Raw genomic sequence first — 16212 nt, 5'->3', positions numbered from 1 at the left:
GTAACCCGTAGCGGCTGAGGAGCGCAGCCGCGCACGGCTCGTCAGCGGCTAAATCTCAGATAAAACTGCGCGGCTCGCGTAACAAGGCCTCCAGCTCCAACGCTGGCAGGGGCCGGCAAAACAGATAGCCTTGCACCTGGTCGCAGCCGTTACGGGTCAAAAACTCCAGTTGCTCACGGGTCTCCACGCCTTCGGCGATCACCTGCAAATCAAGGCTGTGCGCCAACTCGATAATCGTCCGGGCAATGGCCGCATCCTGCGGGCTGAAGGTCACCTCGCGAATAAACGCGATATCGATTTTCAACTTGTCGATCGGAAAGCGGCTCAAATACGCAAGGCTCGAATACCCCGTGCCAAAGTCATCAATGGAAATCTTCACCCCGATATCACGCAGCGTCAGCAGGCTGGCCACGGTATGCGGCGTGTTCTCCATCAGCGACCCTTCGGTCAGCTCCACTTCAAGCAATTGCGGGTCGAGTTGATGGGCCTTGAGCGAGCGCTCGATATCATCGACCAGGTCCCCCTCGCAAATCTGCAGGGCCGACACGTTCACCGCGACCTCCACCCCACCAAGGCCCGCACTCTGCCACTGGGCGATCTGGCTGCAAACCCGGTCAATCACCCACTGGCCCACCTTCGAAATCAGCCCCAGGCTTTCCAGCAGCGGCACGAACACCGCCGGAGACACCGTGGCATGCCCCGGCCGGTGCCAGCGCAACAGTGCCTCAACCCCGCTGATGCGCCCGTCCGCCAGGTTGATCTTGGGCTGGTAATACACCTCGAAGGCCTGCTTGCGCACCGCATCACGCAGCGCGGTTTCCAGCTCCTGGCGGGCCAGCACCTCGACGTTCATTTGTGCCGTGTAAAAACGGTACGTATCCTTGCCCGCCTGCTTGGCCAGGCCCATCGCCGTATTGGCATGCTTGATCAGGCGGTGCGCCTCGGCGCCATCGTCCGGGTACAGGGCAATCCCGTAACTGGCCGTCATCGGCGTATCATGGCCATGCAGCTTGAACGGCTCGCGCAGCACTTCGCGGATCCGGTCAACCATCTGCCGCGGCCCGGCCTGACCCTTGCGGATCATCAGGATCAAGGCCAGCTCATCACCGTCCATCCGCCCCAGGGTGTCACTGACATTCAGGCAGTTGGACAGGCGCTGGCTGAACTCGGCCAACACCTGATCGCCCATCAAATGGCCCCAGGTCAGGTTGATATTTTTAAAATCATTGAGCCCCACCGTCACCACGGCCAATTGCCAACCCCGCAGCGCCGCCTGGGTCAGGCCCATCTGCAGCGTGGTGTAAAACAGGTCGCGATTGGGCAAACCGGTCAGCGGGTCGTAATTGGCCATTTTCAGCAGCCGCTCATCGGCCCCCATCGCCGTGCGAAAGCCTTCCAGGTCGATGGTGCGTTTTTGCAGTTGCTGTTCCAGCATCATGGTGTGTACGGCCTGGTAGTCACCGAAGGCCTTGAGCCGCAACAGATTGCGTACCCGCAACCACAGCTCGTCACTGGCCACGGGCTTGAGGAGGAAATCCTCGGCCCCCGCCTCCAGCCCCAAAAGACGGGCGCTTTGCTCACCCTGCCCCGACAGCATGATGATCGGGATATTGGCCGTCGAGGTATTGGCCTTGAGCCGGCGTGCCACCTGATAGCCGTCCGTGCCCGGCATCATGGCGTCAAGCAGGATCAGGTCCGGTGGTTGTTGCGCCACCGTGGCCAGCGCCTGCTCCCCCGAATCGGCCGTCAGCGTGTGGTAGCCCTGGTCTTGCAGCAGGGACTCCAACAGCTGGCGCACATGAACATCATCGTCAACGATCAACAGTGTGGCAGGTGTATTGGACATGGATAGCGCTCAAATAAGAGGCTGTTAAGACAGCTAAGTGCCTGATCTGCCGGCATCCCTGCGCAGCGTTTCGTGCCCGTTTAAAGATCCAGTAAAGCACTGATATGAACCCTTCACCACGCCAGTCGTTCAATCCGCAGGGTGGATAAAACGGCGGGTGACGGACCCTCTGCCAGCGGCCGTATCGAGCAGGTTTTGAAAGCTGGGGCAGTCTGCATGCCGCGGTGCAGGGCATGCGGCCGCCCGGCGAAGTTCATCCCGGGCCGCACAGAGCCTGCCGATCAGTCCGTCCAGCTCGGCGGCCTTGTGCTGCAACCGGGTGCGGTCAAGATCGGTGAAGCCATCGCCCTGCACCATCGGGGCAATATCATCCAGGGAAAACATCAGCGACTGAGCCAACGCTATCAGCGCCAGTTTATCCAGCACATCGGCGCGAAATACCCGGCTCAGGCCACGGCGCCCCACGGAGCGAATCAACCCCCTGTCCTCGTAATAACGCAAGGTCGACGCCGCGACCCCCGAGCGTCGCGCCACTTCACCGATCACCAGCTCTTTCATGCTTGACCTCAAGTCGACTTGAACTTGCACACTCACTGATTCAAGCAACCAGACACACACCAGGCAAGGGGCAATTGAGATGAATATCGTGGAAGTCATGGTCAACGGGGCCGCGATCGGCACAGGCGCAACCCTGTTTATGGACGCCGTGGCCGTTGGCAAACAGCGTTTGGCGGGCATCGCGTCGCTGGATTACAGACTGGTCGGCCGCTGGCTGGGCCATATGCGCCAAGGCCGCTTCAGCCACCGCTCGATTGCCGCTGCCAGCCCCACCCGACATGAACAACTAATCGGCTGGGGGTTCCACTACCTTACCGGCATGGTCTTTGCGACCCTGCTGGTAGCCAGTGCCGGCAGTGCATGGCTGGCCAGGCCAACCTTGCTGCCGGCCCTGTTAACAGGCCTGATCAGCGTCGCCGCACCCTGGCTGCTGATGCAACCGGCGTGGGGCATGGGAATGGCTGGCGCACACACCCCCAAGCCCTGGGTGGCGCGGCAAAAAAGCCTGACCACCCACCTGACCTTTGGCCTGGGGCTGTATATCAGCGCGCGGCTATTGGCAGCCTGCGGATAAAGAACAGCCTGGGGGCACAAGCAACGCAGTGGCTTAACCCGCCAGGCCCGCGGCCCGGGCCCGCGCCGCATGCAGCTTTTTATAGCTGTCGATCAGGCGCAGATGCTTGTCCAGCCCTTCGAGCTTGATGCTGGTCGGCGTCAGGCCATAGAAGCGCACGCTGCTGTCCACCGACCCGATGGCCGCATCCATGCGCTCGTTGCCAAACATGCGGCGGAAGTTGGCTTCGTAGTCTTCCAGTTCCAGGTCTTCATCCAGCTTCATTTCCAGCACCGCATTCACGGCCTGGTAGAACAAACCACGCTCGACCGTGTTGTCGTTGTACTGCAGGAACATCTCCACCGCTTCTTTCGCCTCTTCATATTGCTCAAGGGCAAGCCAGATCAGCAGCTTCAACTCCAGGATGGTCAACTGGCCCCACGGGGTATTGTCATCAAACTCGATGCCGATCAGGGTGGTGATATCGGTGTAGTCATCCAGCTCGCTTTCCACCAGACGCTCGACCAGCCCCTGCAACTCTTCTTCGTCAAGGCGATGCAGGTTGAGGATATCGTTGCGGAAAAACAGCGCCTTGTTGGTGTTGTCCCAGATCAGGTCATCAGCCGGGTAGATTTCCGAATAGTCCGGCACCAGGATACGGCACGCCTTGGCGCCGATATGCTCATACACCGCCATATACACCTGCTTGCCCATGCCTTCGAGAATGGCGAACAGGGTCGCGGCTTCCTCGGCATTCGAGTCCTCCCCCTGACTGGTGAAATCCCAGTCGACAAACTCGTAATCGGATTTTGAGCTGAAGAAGCGCCAGGACACCACACCGCTGGAATCGATAAAGTGCTCGACGAAATTGTTCGGCTCGGTCACCGCCTGCCCTTCAAAGGTCGGTTGCGGCAGATCGTTAAGCCCTTCAAAACTGCGCCCCTGCAGCAACTCGGTGAGGCTGCGCTCCAGCGCCACTTCCAGGCTCGGGTGGGCACCGAACGACGCAAACACGCCACCGGTGCGCGGGTTCATCAAGGTCACACACATCACCGGGAACTCGCCGCCCAAGGAGGCATCCTTGACCAGCACCGGGAAGCCCTGCTCTTCCAGTGCCTGGATTCCAGCCAGAATCGACGGGTACCTGGCCAGCACGGCCTGCGGCACATCCGGCAAGGCAAATTCGCCCTCGATGATTTCACGCTTGACCGCCCGCTCGAAAATCTCCGACAGGCACTGCACCTGGGCTTCGGCCAGGGTATTGCCCGCGCTCATGCCGTTGCTCAGGAACAGGTTCTCGATCAGGTTGGAGGGGAAATACACCACCTCACCATCCGACTGGCGCACGAAAGGCAGCGAACAGATACCGCGCGCTTCGTTACCCGAATTGGTATCGATCAGATGGGAGCCGCGCAACTCACCTTCGCGGTTAAACGCCTTGAGGCAGTACGGGTCGAGAATCTCGCCCGGCAGCTCGTCGTTGGGCCCTGGCTGGAACCAGCGCTCGTCCGGGTAATGGACAAACTCGGCATTGGCGATCTCTTCGCCCCAGAACTGATCGTTGTAGAAGAAGTTGCAGTTCAGGCGCTCGATAAACTCGCCCAACGCCGATGCCAGCGCGCCCTCCTTGGTCGCGCCCTTGCCGTTGGTGAAGCACATCGGCGACTGCGCATCGCGGATATGCAGCGACCACACATTGGGCACGATATTGCGCCACGAAGCGATTTCGATCTTCATCCCCAGGCCAGCCAGAATGGCGGACATATTGGCGATGGTCTGCTCCAGCGGCAGATCCTTGCCGGCGATAAAGGTACCGCCTTCAGAACCGGACGCCGGCATCAACAGGGCCTGGGCATCGGCGTCGAGGTTCTCCACCTCTTCAATCACAAACTCGGGGCCGGCCTGCACCACCTTCTTCACCGTGCAGCGGTCAATGGAGCGCAGAATGCCCTGGCGGTCCTTCTCGGAAATATCCGCAGGCAACTCGACCTGAATCTTGAAAATCTGGTTGTAGCGGTTTTCGGGGTCGACAATATTGTTCTGCGACAGGCGAATATTCTCGGTAGGAATATTGCGTGTCGAGCAGTACAACTTCACAAAGTAGGCCGCGCACAGCGCCGACGACGCCAGAAAGTAATCGAACGGACCAGGAGCCGAACCATCGCCCTTGTAGCGGATGGGCTGATCGGCAACCACGGTGAAGTCATCGAACTTGGCTTCAAGTCGGAGGTTGTCGAGAAAGTTGACCTTGATTTCCATGCGGGGTTACCAGAATTGCCAGACAAATAATGGCGGCCATTATCCGGCTTTTCGCCGGCAAGTGTTGTGCTTTCGCGCAACGCCCGCCGACCGGGCAAACACACCCCCCGTAGTCGCTGACGAGCGAAGCGAAGCTGCGTCCGTTTGCGCAGCAACTGTCAAACCTGAATCCGGTATCCCCGCCGAGTCCGGCTACACACCCAAGGAGCAGCCACAAACCGCCCGTAGCAGCTGACGAGCGAAGCGAGGCTGCGTTCGGTTGCGCAGCGACCGTCAAACCTGAACCCATGATTTACCTGAAACCCCGCCGAGTCCGGCTACACACCCAAGGAGCAGCCACAAACCCCCTGTAGTCGCTGACGAGCGAAGCGAGGCTGCGTCCGGTTGCGCAGCGACCGTCAAACCTGAGACCGGGATTCACCTGAAACCCCGCCGAGTCCGGCTACACACCCAAGGAGCAGCCACAAACCCCCTGTAGCCGCTGACGAGCGAAGCGAGGCTGCGATCGGTTGCGCAGCGACCGTCAAACCTGAGCCCGGGATTCACCTGAAACGACGCCGAGTCCGGCTACACACCCAAGGAGCAGCCACAAACCCCCTGTAGCCGCTGACGAGCGAAGCGAGGCTGCGATCGGTTGCGCAGCGACCGTCAAACCTGAGCCCGGGATTCACCTGAAACCCCGCCGAGTCCGGCTACACACCCAAAGAGCAGCCACAAACCCCCTGTAGTCGCTGACGAGCGAAGCGAGGCTGCGATCGGTTGCGCAGCGACCGTCAAACCTGAGACCGGGATTCACCTGAAACCCCGCCGAGTCCGGCTACACACTCAAAGAGCAGCCACAAACCCCCTGTAGCAGCTGACGAGCGAAGCGAGGCTGCGTCCGGTTGCGCAGCGACCGTCAAACCTGAGTCCGGGATTCACCTGAAACCCCGCCGAGTCCGGCTAAACACCCAAGGAGCAGCCACAAACCGTCCGTAGCAGCTGACGAGCGAAGCGAGGCTGCGTCCGGTTGCGCAGCGACCGTCAAACCTGAGTCCGGAATTCACCTGAAACCCCACAGCACCCACCCCCAAACCGTGACCACAAACAACATTCCAGTCACCATCTTGGTGCAACTCACCCATCGCTGCTATATAACGGCACACACTTGATGCACAAACTCACATCAAAACTATATATGCATCACTTATAACCCCAACTAACCCATAAACTTCCATACAACTAACTGGCCTGTAACAACACTATTTAAAAGACCATTTACACAGCCATATCACAATGCCATCATTGCGACACACTGGTGCCCAAGCGCCCGGTGCGCAGCCAACCTGCTGCCCGAGCACCGGTTGGCAGGCCAAAAATACCGGCCTGCACATCACCTCCTGCCCGTACACGGCCCCGGCAAGGGCCGCCCCCAAAGTCCGGGGCAGCGCCCGCTAGCACGGGGCCCTGCTCAAGACACCTGCCATTGGGATGAGTTATTTTTGGTCGGCAACGGCCGAAATGTTATTTATTGTCGGCCAATAAATATTGAAATACGCCTATATAGCTCAAATAAAATCATCTGCTGATTTAAAGGTTGATATTGCAATCGGTTCGCAGTTAATATTTTGTCCGTTCAACTTCGTACCGACCCTTTATCTGTAATAAAGCCGGAGCAACTGTGCTCCCGCCCAGGCCATCGCCACATCATACTGATGCCGGCAGCCTTTATTGATAGGCACTGCCACTCCCTGGACAGGGAGTATTGGTCGTGACGATTCGTTAAGTGCTCTCGCCGGCTGAGCATGTATGGCACAAAGGAAGCTGCCTTGTTTAAACGAATCTTGATTGTCTGCATTGGCAACATTTGCCGCAGCCCTACCGCCGAACACCTCTTGCGGGTCGCCCTTGCGCCCACCGACATCGTCGTGAGCTCCGCAGGCCTGAGCGCCGTAAAAAGCAAGCCCATCGAAGCCACTGCTGCTGCTGTTCTAGAAGAACATGGCCACGCCGTGCCCGAACACATCTCCACCCAGCTGACCGCTGCCAAGATAAATGAGGCCGATCTTATCTTGGTCATGGAACAACATCATATTGGTGGTGTCCTAAGCCTCGCTCCAGAGGCTCGGGGCAAAGTATTCCTGCTGGGCAAATGGCAAGACAACCGCGAAATCAACGACCCGTACCGCCAGGGCAAGCCTGCCTTTGTGCATGCGTACGCACTGATTGATGCCGCTGTAAATGCATGGGCCCAGCGGATCAAACGCTGAGTCATCCCTCGAATTACCGTGAAGATAAGAAACCGACTTATGCAGCAAGCACCCGTGACAAAGCCCCATGAACAAGATGACGATAACGACGAAATCGACCTGATGGGGTTGTTGGGTACGCTGATCGACCATAAATGGCTGATCGCCAGCGTCACGGGCGTGTTTATGGCGGCAGGCGTTGCCTATGCCCTGCTGGCCACGCCGGTGTACCAGGCGAATGCGTTGATTCAGGTGGAAGCCAAGAAAAATGATCCGCTGGGCTTTTCTGATATCAGCAGCATGCTGGGTAAAGAGTCGCCGTCGGCGACGGAAATTGAGCTGATCAAGTCCCGCAGGAATATCGGTGCTGCTGTCGATAATCTGAAGCTGGATATTGAGGTAGAGCCGAACCGTTTTCCGCTGATCGGCGAGTTTATGGCGCGACGGTTCAAGCCGGATGCGGAAAATCCTGTGGCCAGCCCGTTGTTCGGTATGAACAGTTTCGCCTGGGGTGGTGAAAAGCTGAAAATTGCCGAACTGGAATTGCCGAAGGAGTTGCTGGGCAAAGAGCTGACACTGGTCAGCGGCGAAGCAGGCAGCTTTACACTGCTGGATGACGATGACAACGTACTGGCCAAAGGCCAATTGGGTACGGCCATTAACGATAATGGCGTCAAGCTGCTGGTAGAAATACTTCAAGCCAACCCTGGAACAACATTCAGCGTTGTCCGCGAGCCCCGCCTCACTACCATCATGGCTTATCAGAAAGCGCTAGATGTCGCCGAGCGCGGCAAAGAGTCCGGCATGATTGGCATGGCCCTGGAAGATACAGATCCTGCCATCGCCATCCAGACCCTCAATGAAATTGCCCGCCTCTATGTGCAGCAAAACATCGAGCGTACTTCGGCCGAAGCCGCACAGAGCCTGGGTTTCCTGAAAGATCAATTGCCACAGGTTCGCAAAGATCTGGAAAAAGCCGAAAACGCACTGAATGCCTTCCAGATTCGCAGCAAGTCGATCGATATCAGCTTGGAAGCCAAAGCCATCCTCGACCAGATCGTGGCACTGGACACCAGCATCTCGACCCTGAAACTTCAACAAGCCGAAATGGACCGCAAATTCACGCCACAGCATCCAGCCTACCGCGCGCTGATGGGGCAATTGGCCGAGCTGACCAGCAAGCAAAACCGTCTGGCCAAATCGGCTTTATATTTCCTTGTCCCTGCAAGAAGCTCAACGTATTGAAGCGCTATATATTGACCTGCTGGACCTGAATGTCGATGTCGTCTGGGTTCCCGATCTGGACAGCATGATGCTGCTTAACCATTCGGTCAGTGAAATCGGCGGCCGTCCGGCCATCCATTTAAATGAAAGCCCGCTTACAAGCTATCCGACTGCGGCCTTGAGCAAGGCATTGATGGAGCGCTCGCTGTCACTGGTCGCCATTGTCTGCCTCAGCCCGGTGCTTGCAGTGATTGCCATGGCCGTAAAGTTGTCGTCCCCAGGCCCGATCCTGTTCAAACAACATCGCCATGGCTGGAACGGCAAGGTCATCAAGGTGTGGAAGTTCCGCTCCATGCAAGTTCATGATGACAAACAAGTCAAACAAGCCAGCCGTAACGACTCGCGTGTTACCGCTGTTGGTCGCTTTATCCGCCGCACTTCGCTGGACGAACTGCCACAACTGTTTAATGTGCTACATGGTGATATGGCACTGGTGGGGCCACGCCCTCATGCAGTGGCCCATAACGACTATTACACCGGCAAGATCCACGCTTATATGGCTCGTCACCGCATCAAGCCCGGCATTACCGGCCTGGCACAAATCAGCGGTTGCCGGGGTGAAACCGACACCATCGAGAAGATGCAAAAGCGTGTTGAAATCGACCTCGACTACATCAACAACTGGTCGCTGTGGCTCGATATAAAAATCATGATCAAGACTCCGCTTACCTTGATCTCGAAAGATATTTACTGACAGCACGAAACTCCAGCCTGCCACGTATCAAAACTGTGAGAGCGGGCTTGCTCGCGAGGGTAGTTAACGATGACGCCTATTAACTGAATCAGTGCGGCGTTATAAAGACCCTCGCGAGCAAGCCCGCTCCCACACTGAGCAGCGTTGCTGTTTCCCGTGACTTTTCCGTTTCAGAGCAAAATATCCCCTCGCCTCAATCCCGCCGTAGCGCACTCCCATCCCCGCGCAACAAAACAACCCCTCTCGCACTGACCTCAAATATCCTTTTATAGATTCAAGTTCTGCCAAAGTTGCCAGCCATTAAATTGACGTCAATATATCCGCCAATTTAGCCACTCTAACCACTTAACGAAACAACCCCATCGTCTCGACAGCAAACATATATGGCGATATGATATCACTCCGCTCAGCAAGCCCCACTCAAACAGGATGTTTTGTGTGCCGAAGTTCTTTTATACGGACTGCGTAATAACCGATCTTAAAAAAATAGACTTTCACCGTGACGAGTTCACTGCCCGTATCAATGGGCGCACGGCCAAACGCCTGGCCATGACCCATGACCTTTATCACCACCTGATGGGCGCTGACTGCAGTGGCAAAAGCCGGGTCTGGTTTTACGCCCCCGGATTCAATAAAGCGCTGGTCATCGCCGCTGTACGGCCTGCCGGCCAAGAGCACAGCGTGCTGCGCAATCGCGCAATCAGAAGCCCTTATAAAATGCTGTTCAGAACCTTGCTTGCCGGCCTGCTGGCCTGGTTCGCCACCTGGGCCTTGCTGGCGATTCCGGTGCTGTCCTGGTATGGCGCCAATGCGCCCAAAGGTGTGCTTGTGCTCGAAACGCTCAGCATTCAGATCGGGACTGGTGTTGCAGCTTTGTACTTGAGCTACCTGTTGTGGGTCAGGGCAAAAATGAACAGGCTCGATAGCTGGCAACCGGGTGATATAGCGCCTTACACCCGGGCACTAAAAACCAAAACACAAACCGCTCCGCAAACCCACCCCTCGCCCGTCAAAGTGATTGCCCCTGAACTTGTCGACTAATGGTCCTGGTTGGTGCTGGCAGTCCCTCTGAGGTCCACAGGCACTGCTTGGTAGCAATGCGCAAGCAGTGGGAGGTCTGGCCTGTTCTTCAGCTGTAGTCAGACACGAACCAGGCCATTCAGATATCCGTAACCAGAGTGCCATCTGGTAGGCGAAGATTGACTCAGTTCAACCGTCTAAACCTTCTAGATATCGAAGTTGATTGTTGCCATTGGAATTATCCGCCTTGAGCCATGTCTAGGAAGTTGTAACCCGGTTTACCTGCCAAACGGGTCAGCAATGGGTAGCAACCAGTACCTCGAATAGTAAGGACCTGTGTCAGCGCTGGCCATTTGATAAAGTGTCCGGGTTGAAATTGGAAGTGCTCATTCTCTATATCCCCAGATCAACCACGAAGGCACCCGCATGCCCGCCCCCACAGCCCGCCCCGACCTAGTGTATGAATACCCGGTGCATCTGCGCGCTCAGGTTGAGGCCGCTCCGCGAGCACCCGGGGTGTATTTATTTTACGCAGAGGGCGACTCGATCCCGCTCTACATCGGTAAAAGCATCGATATCCGCAGTCGACTGTTTTCTCACCTGCGTACACCGGATGAAGCCCGGATGCTGCGCCAGGCGCAACGGATCGAGTACCGGCAAACCGCTGGAGAAATCGGCGCCCTGCTGCTGGAGTCCCGATTGATCAAAGAACTGCAACCCTTGAAGAACAAGCGATTACGTCGCCAGCAGCGCCTGTGCTCGCTACGAATTCGCGACGGGGTGCTGGAGATCATCGACACCACCGCGATCTGCGAAGGGCCGCAGTTGTACGGGTTGTTCCGTAACCGTCGTATGGCCACCGAGGCGCTGATGCTGATCGCGGACGAGCACCGGCTCTGCCACACGCTGCTGGGTCTTGATAAATCAACCGGACGAAGCTGCTTCAGGGCTCAAATCGGCAAGTGCGCCGGGGCCTGCAAAGGCGCAGAAAGCCTTGAGGCGCATACCCAACGCTTGTTGAGTGCTTTAGAACGCTGGGCCGTGCATCACTGGCCGTATCAAGGCGCAATCGCTTTGCACGAGCGCCACGGCGAGATCGAGGAGTACCACGTCGTGGACAGCTGGCGTTATATCGGAACCTATGCCTGCGAAGCAGAAGCCCGACAGGCACCCAAGTTGACTGGTCAGGCATTCGATGCTGACTGCTACAAGATCCTGGTGCGCCCGGTGCTGCTCGAAAGCACACCCATCATCATGCTGAAGTAGCCGATGACTATATACGGCCTGGCGCAGCGAGACGTTTACATTGACCCGCAGTATTCATGCTCTAGCCATATGCACTGGGCTAAACGATCCGTAACCACGGCCAGCGCGATTGATAACTTGTCGCCTTTTGATGGAACAAGTCCGGCTGAAGATTTTTGCTGTTGGGCCGCAGATACCCCAGTGCAACATCATCCAGCCCGTAAGGCGCATAGACCTCACCCGTGCCAGGGTCCAGGCCAATGCAGGTGCCCGCAACAAGATACCGGTCAATCCCGTCCTTGGCCGACTCAAGCTGACGATAAGCCCTGCCAAAGCGTTCGCCGTACCAGAGATGGACACGAGCCTGATTTTTGATATCAACCTTTGCGTCCAGATCCTGGAAAAGCTGCCGGGTACGGAGAATAACGTCGTTCTCGGCCTCCCAGGACAGATCCGTGTCGAAGTAAAAAATATCGTAGTCCTTCACGCCTGATTCCGGTGGCAGATTTGCTTGGTGATTCCACACGGCCTGGAACAGACAACCAGCTGTCAGCATGCATTGGCTGAGCCCAAGCGAAGGCAGCCGCTCTGCAATCTGCACGTTAATCGGATTGGTCATCGCTATCGTGACCAGGCGCTCTGGAGTCAAATTCACTTCAAGCCCTCGGGTTTCGACACGGCACGCTTTCCCTTAAATGGCATCCAGCATAAAGCAGGCACCTATACTTTGCGTCCGCATATCCGGGTTATGGCGGCTGTGCGTGGGAGACCTTTGGTCTCTGCCGGGAACCTGCATGCCCGGTCCGTCAACCTGCGTACAACTGCCACACTCATTCGTTTGACGGCGAACAGTGGCAGATCCTCACTGAACTGCCCCTCCATGTGGAGCGAAGGTCGGAGTCAGGTCGTCGCTAACCGACCCTAAGCAGCCCTTGATGTCTGTTTGTTGTCGTCATATGTTGTCGGCATTCATGGAGGATTCTGACTGATGGCACGCGTGGGCTTGATACTGACACCCGGTTTTGCGGACTGGGAATACGCTTTCATTGCTGGTACGGCGTCCCCCTTTTACGGGATCGATGTCAGGTTTTTCGCTCCTGCTACGGGGCAGTTTCGTTCACAGGGTGGATTGACTGTAACGGTCGATAACAGCTTGCAACACTGTCTGGACTGGAAACCGGACGTTGTCGTCGTCATTGGAGGAATGGTCTGGGAAAGTGCTGAAGCCCCGGATATTCGCGACTTTCTTCATGCAAGTCGTTCAAGTGGAGCAACTGTTGCCAGTATCTGCGGAGGAACACTGGCACTTGCGAGGGCCGGGCTTCTAGACACGGTTCCTCATACCTCGAACAGCGCTGACTTCTTACAGAATGCCGACAGTTATAAAGGCGGCATGCTTTACCGAAGCAGCTCAACAGCGGTGATGGCAGACCGCATCATTACTGATCCAGGCACCGCTCCCGTTAGCTTCACCTGCGCAGTGTTTGAAGGTGCCGGGCTATCTTCACAGAGCATTTCTCAGTTCAGGTCAATGTTGGCAGCGGAACATGGGTGATCGCATCGTCCCGGTATGGCGGGCACATTCTCAGGAGATAATTGATGAGCGCTGGCGATGTACCTGTGGGGCAAGTAGTACAAGGCTACGTAACCTTTGTAGGGAGTGAGGGACCGTGGATTGGAGCGCAGTTGATGTGCTTCAGTTATAGCGTCAATGGAAAGCGCTTTCACAAGTCTCTCAACGAAACCGTTGACGCTTGGTCAAGCGCAACTCTGCGTAAAGCCTCATACGGGCTGAAGGTAGGCGACCCTGTGTCGGTTTGGTGCTCTCTCAGCGACCCGGGCGTGTGTTGCATCGGCGAGAAACCCGCCGAAAAACCAGCCTTGTTGCGTTTGATTGAGGCTCTGGGAGCGATAGGGTTTTTAAGTTGAGCCACGCTGCCCAAGCCGACATGTTTTGGGCGTCTACTGTATAGGCGTGCTGGATCATTCGATGCCCGAATCCTGGCGATCAAAATGAAACCCACCAAACACCCGACGAATATCCGTCTGGTCATTGATGCTTAGCATCACCCTCCCCTGACACCCGCGCATAAACTCCGCCACTCGCTCCTCATTCTCGAACCCGAATACGACACCATAGCCCGCCACCTGCCAATACAGCGGGTTCATGTAGGGAACGTATGTGACTGGTCGTAGCGTTCAGCGCATGCAAGCCAAGGCCGGTTCTCGATATGGACCCCTGCCAGCCGCTGCCATGCTGCTGACAGGTTTTCTTTAATCCGCAGCAGATGGACGGGCTGGCCGCTCTTTCTCTGAGCAATTCAACGCTTTTTGGCTTGATTGTAAACTGCGCTGCGTTCTCGTTTACCGACGGTAATCACCGACACAATGATTCGCACATCAATAACCTTGTACACCAGCCGATAGCACGCAGCTTGATTTAGTAGCGGTGTAGTAATTTTGCGCTCGCAAAATAAAAAGAGACATTCAGTATTCGCCGCCAGAAATACCCTCCCACCCCATTTGGCTTCCCACCTTCGATACCTACATGCGGAAGCCTTCCAAAAATGCGGAACACATCCCCCCTTTTTCGCAGCCATAAAAAAACCCCGCAGACCGTAATCTGCGGGGCTTTCGAAGGTGGAGGCCGAAGCCGGAATCGAACCGGCGTGGGCGGATTTGCAATCCGCTGCATAACCATTTTGCTATTCGGCCAATTGTGCTTGAGATTTCGTTGGAAACATCAAAAACAAGAGTTTGTTACTGCGATCTAATCGCTACAAGCATTTGATTCTTCAGCACTTCAGGTTGTTGCCCCGGGCTGATGGCGCGCATTATGTACTAGAAGCTGGAAGCTGGCAACCCCCTGAATTCTAATAATTTTTAGTTATTTTCTTACCACCCGTTTTCAGATCACGACGTTGCGCACAAAGCGCAGTATCCCGTCACCGTCATTACGGTAGGCATGGGGGCGGTTGCTGGCGTACATGTGGAACTCGCCCGCGGCTATGTGCAGCACCTGTTCGTCCATCTCCAGGGTCAGGCAACCCTCAAACACGTACAGCTGTTCACTCCAGCCTTCAGCATCCGCTTGCGATTGGTATTCCTCGCCCGGCTCCAAGGTCCATTCCCACAGTTCAACTTCGCGGCTGGCCGTGGCCTTGGACAGCAGTACTGCTTTGCTACCCGCATGGGTGCCTGTCCAGGCCACTTCGTTGATGCGGCTCGGGTCCGGCGAGCCCGGGGCCTGGATCAGGTCGCTAAAGGCAACGTTCAACGCCTCTGCCACACGGTCCAGGGTGCTCAGGCTGACGTTCTTTTCGCCCGCCTCTATAGCCACCAGCATCCGGCGGCTCACACCGGACAGTTCTGCCAGCGCGCTCTGGCTCAGATGCGCGAGCAGCCTGAGGCGGCGCACGTTTTGGCTTACATGCTGCAAAACCGATGCGCGTTGTGAATTTTCTTTGGGCACTATATTGCTCACCTTGTGGGGCTGCGCAGTATACTGCCCAGCTTTGGCGCATTGTGCGTCTCCATTCCCGTAACACGCAAGGTTGCAACGCCATTGAAAATTCCCGGATTGCTGTCATTGACTTCCCGTTTCAGTAAAGCGGAGTGTGTGCTGATCCTGATCACCATGGTCTGGGGCATCACCTTTCTATTGGTGCAGCATGCCTTGACGGCAAGTGGGCCGATGTTTTTTGTAGGGCTGCGCTTTGCTGCGGCCGCCATAATCGTCGCCGCGTTTTCAATTCGCAGCCTGGCCGGTATCACCCTGTTCGAACTCAAGGCCGGCATGTTTATCGGTGTTTCGATCATGCTCGGCTATGGCTTGCAGACCATTGGCCTGCAAACCATCCCAAGCAGCCAGTCTGCCTTTATTACCGCGCTCTACGTGCCTTTCGTTCCGCTGCTGCAATGGCTGGTGCTGGGGCGCAGGCCCGGGTTGATGCCGAGCCTGGGGATCATGCTGGCCTTTACTGGCCTTATGCTGCTCTCCGGCCCCGGCGGTGCATCTCTGGATTTCAGCCCGGGGGAGATCGCCACGCTGATCAGCGCCATTGCCATAGCTGCCGAGATCATTCTGATCAGTGCCTATGCAGGCAAAGTCGACGTGCGACGGGTCACGGTGGTGCAACTCAGTACGGCGTCAATTCTGGCCTTTTTCATGATTATTCCTACACAAGAGGCCATTCCTGACTTTTCGTGGCTATTGTTAGCCAGTGCTGTAGGCCTTGGTGCCGCCAGTGCGGTGATTCAGGTGGCGATGAATTGGGCACAGAAAAGCGTTTCACCCACCCGCGCCACTCTTATTTATGCCGGTGAGCCTGTGTGGGCAGGCATTGCCGGGCGCCTGGCGGGTGAGCGGTTGCCAGCCATTGCCTTGCTTGGCGCGGTATTGATTGTTGCAGCGGTGATCGTCAGTGAGTTAAAAACAAAGGGTAAAAAGCCCGAGGCGCTTGAAGACAAGCAAGGCGATCAAGCCTGCGATTAAAGCGACAAGCCTGAGATGCGGTAAGAATTT

At 56.6% G+C, this 16212-nt stretch carries 12 protein-coding genes, 1 tRNA gene and 4 pseudogenes; 8 read left to right on the top strand and 9 right to left on the bottom strand.

Annotated elements, in window-relative coordinates:
- Positions 1–55: 55 nt before the first annotated feature.
- Positions 56–1846, bottom strand: a complete 1791-nt coding sequence (locus tag BFC21_RS03075; RefSeq protein WP_088377158.1) for a bifunctional diguanylate cyclase/phosphodiesterase — start codon at positions 1844–1846, stop codon at positions 56–58.
- A gap of 129 nt (positions 1847–1975) precedes the next feature.
- Positions 1976–2404: a helix-turn-helix domain-containing protein gene (locus tag BFC21_RS03070; protein WP_120265670.1), complete on the bottom strand. Its 429-nt coding sequence runs from the start codon at positions 2402–2404 to the stop codon at positions 1976–1978.
- 79 nt (positions 2405–2483) lie between these two features.
- Here BFC21_RS03070 and BFC21_RS03065 point away from each other — a divergent pair, with 79 nt between their 5' ends.
- Positions 2484–2978, top strand: coding sequence for a DUF2938 domain-containing protein (locus BFC21_RS03065; protein WP_120265669.1), 495 nt, complete (start codon positions 2484–2486; stop codon positions 2976–2978).
- A 33-nt stretch (positions 2979–3011) separates the two neighbouring features.
- Here BFC21_RS03065 and BFC21_RS03060 read toward each other — a convergent pair whose 3' ends face one another.
- Positions 3012–5216 carry an OsmC domain/YcaO domain-containing protein gene (locus BFC21_RS03060; protein WP_095005214.1) on the bottom strand — a complete coding sequence of 735 codons (2205 nt, stop codon included), beginning with the start codon at positions 5214–5216 and terminating at the stop codon, positions 3012–3014.
- Between the two features lie 1784 nt (positions 5217–7000).
- Between BFC21_RS03060 and BFC21_RS03055 the strand changes: the two genes are divergently transcribed.
- The 3 genes and pseudogenes from BFC21_RS03055 to BFC21_RS03045 all read left to right on the top strand — a co-directional run.
- A complete protein-coding gene (locus BFC21_RS03055) occupies positions 7001–7465 on the top strand; it encodes a low molecular weight protein-tyrosine-phosphatase (RefSeq protein ID WP_120265668.1) in 465 nt (154 codons plus the stop codon).
- Positions 7466–7504: 39 nt separating this feature from the next.
- Positions 7505–8644, top strand: a pseudogene (locus tag BFC21_RS03050) (Wzz/FepE/Etk N-terminal domain-containing protein); the annotation flags it as partial.
- 1 nt (position 8645) lies between these two features.
- Positions 8646–9422: pseudogene (locus BFC21_RS03045) on the top strand (exopolysaccharide biosynthesis polyprenyl glycosylphosphotransferase); the annotation flags it as partial.
- A 420-nt stretch (positions 9423–9842) separates the two neighbouring features.
- Here BFC21_RS03045 and BFC21_RS27120 read toward each other — a convergent pair.
- On the bottom strand, positions 9843–10100 hold the full coding sequence (locus BFC21_RS27120) for a hypothetical protein (RefSeq protein WP_162939282.1): 258 nt from the start codon (positions 10098–10100) through the stop codon (positions 9843–9845).
- Between the two features lie 3 nt (positions 10101–10103).
- On the opposite strand from BFC21_RS27120, the gene BFC21_RS27115 reads away from it, so the two are divergent.
- Together BFC21_RS27115 and BFC21_RS03035 are read left to right on the top strand one after the other, a co-directional pair.
- Positions 10104–10463 carry a hypothetical protein gene (locus BFC21_RS27115; protein ID WP_162939281.1) on the top strand — a complete coding sequence of 120 codons (360 nt, stop codon included), beginning with the start codon at positions 10104–10106 and terminating at the stop codon, positions 10461–10463.
- 405 nt (positions 10464–10868) lie between these two features.
- Positions 10869–11708: an endonuclease gene (locus BFC21_RS03035; protein ID WP_120265665.1), complete on the top strand. Its 840-nt coding sequence runs from the start codon at positions 10869–10871 to the stop codon at positions 11706–11708.
- 79 nt (positions 11709–11787) lie between these two features.
- On the opposite strand, the gene BFC21_RS03030 is transcribed toward BFC21_RS03035, so the two are convergent.
- Complete coding sequence (locus tag BFC21_RS03030) at positions 11788–12342, bottom strand: nucleotidyltransferase family protein (protein WP_120265664.1); 555 nt, start codon at positions 12340–12342, stop codon at positions 11788–11790.
- Positions 12343–12675: 333 nt separating this feature from the next.
- Here BFC21_RS03030 and BFC21_RS03025 point away from each other — a divergent pair, with 333 nt between their 5' ends.
- Positions 12676–13242: a DJ-1/PfpI family protein gene (locus BFC21_RS03025; RefSeq protein WP_088377152.1), complete on the top strand. Its 567-nt coding sequence runs from the start codon at positions 12676–12678 to the stop codon at positions 13240–13242.
- 443 nt (positions 13243–13685) lie between these two features.
- Here the strand turns inward: BFC21_RS03025 and BFC21_RS03015 are convergent.
- From BFC21_RS03015 to BFC21_RS03000, 4 genes and pseudogenes are all read right to left on the bottom strand, one after another.
- Positions 13686–13981: pseudogene (locus BFC21_RS03015) on the bottom strand (DNA adenine methylase); the annotation flags it as partial.
- A 27-nt stretch (positions 13982–14008) separates the two neighbouring features.
- Positions 14009–14113 (bottom strand): annotated as a pseudogene (locus BFC21_RS27495) (type II toxin-antitoxin system mRNA interferase toxin, RelE/StbE family); the annotation flags it as partial.
- 215 nt (positions 14114–14328) lie between these two features.
- A tRNA-Cys gene (locus tag BFC21_RS03005) sits at positions 14329–14402 on the bottom strand.
- 193 nt (positions 14403–14595) lie between these two features.
- Positions 14596–15159: a helix-turn-helix domain-containing protein gene (locus BFC21_RS03000; protein WP_088377149.1), complete on the bottom strand. Its 564-nt coding sequence runs from the start codon at positions 15157–15159 to the stop codon at positions 14596–14598.
- 93 nt (positions 15160–15252) lie between these two features.
- Between BFC21_RS03000 and BFC21_RS02995 the strand changes: the two genes are divergently transcribed.
- Positions 15253–16182 carry a DMT family transporter gene (locus BFC21_RS02995; RefSeq protein WP_232462726.1) on the top strand — a complete coding sequence of 310 codons (930 nt, stop codon included), beginning with the start codon at positions 15253–15255 and terminating at the stop codon, positions 16180–16182.
- The last annotated feature ends 30 nt before the right edge of the window (positions 16183–16212 follow it).

Source organism: Pseudomonas sp. TMW 2.1634, from assembly GCF_001703595.1.
Taxonomy (GTDB): Bacteria; Pseudomonadota; Gammaproteobacteria; order Pseudomonadales; family Pseudomonadaceae; genus Aquipseudomonas; species Aquipseudomonas fragi.
The sequence above is the reverse complement of the archived record's forward strand: the minus strand, read 5'-3'. Positions and strand labels throughout refer to the sequence as shown.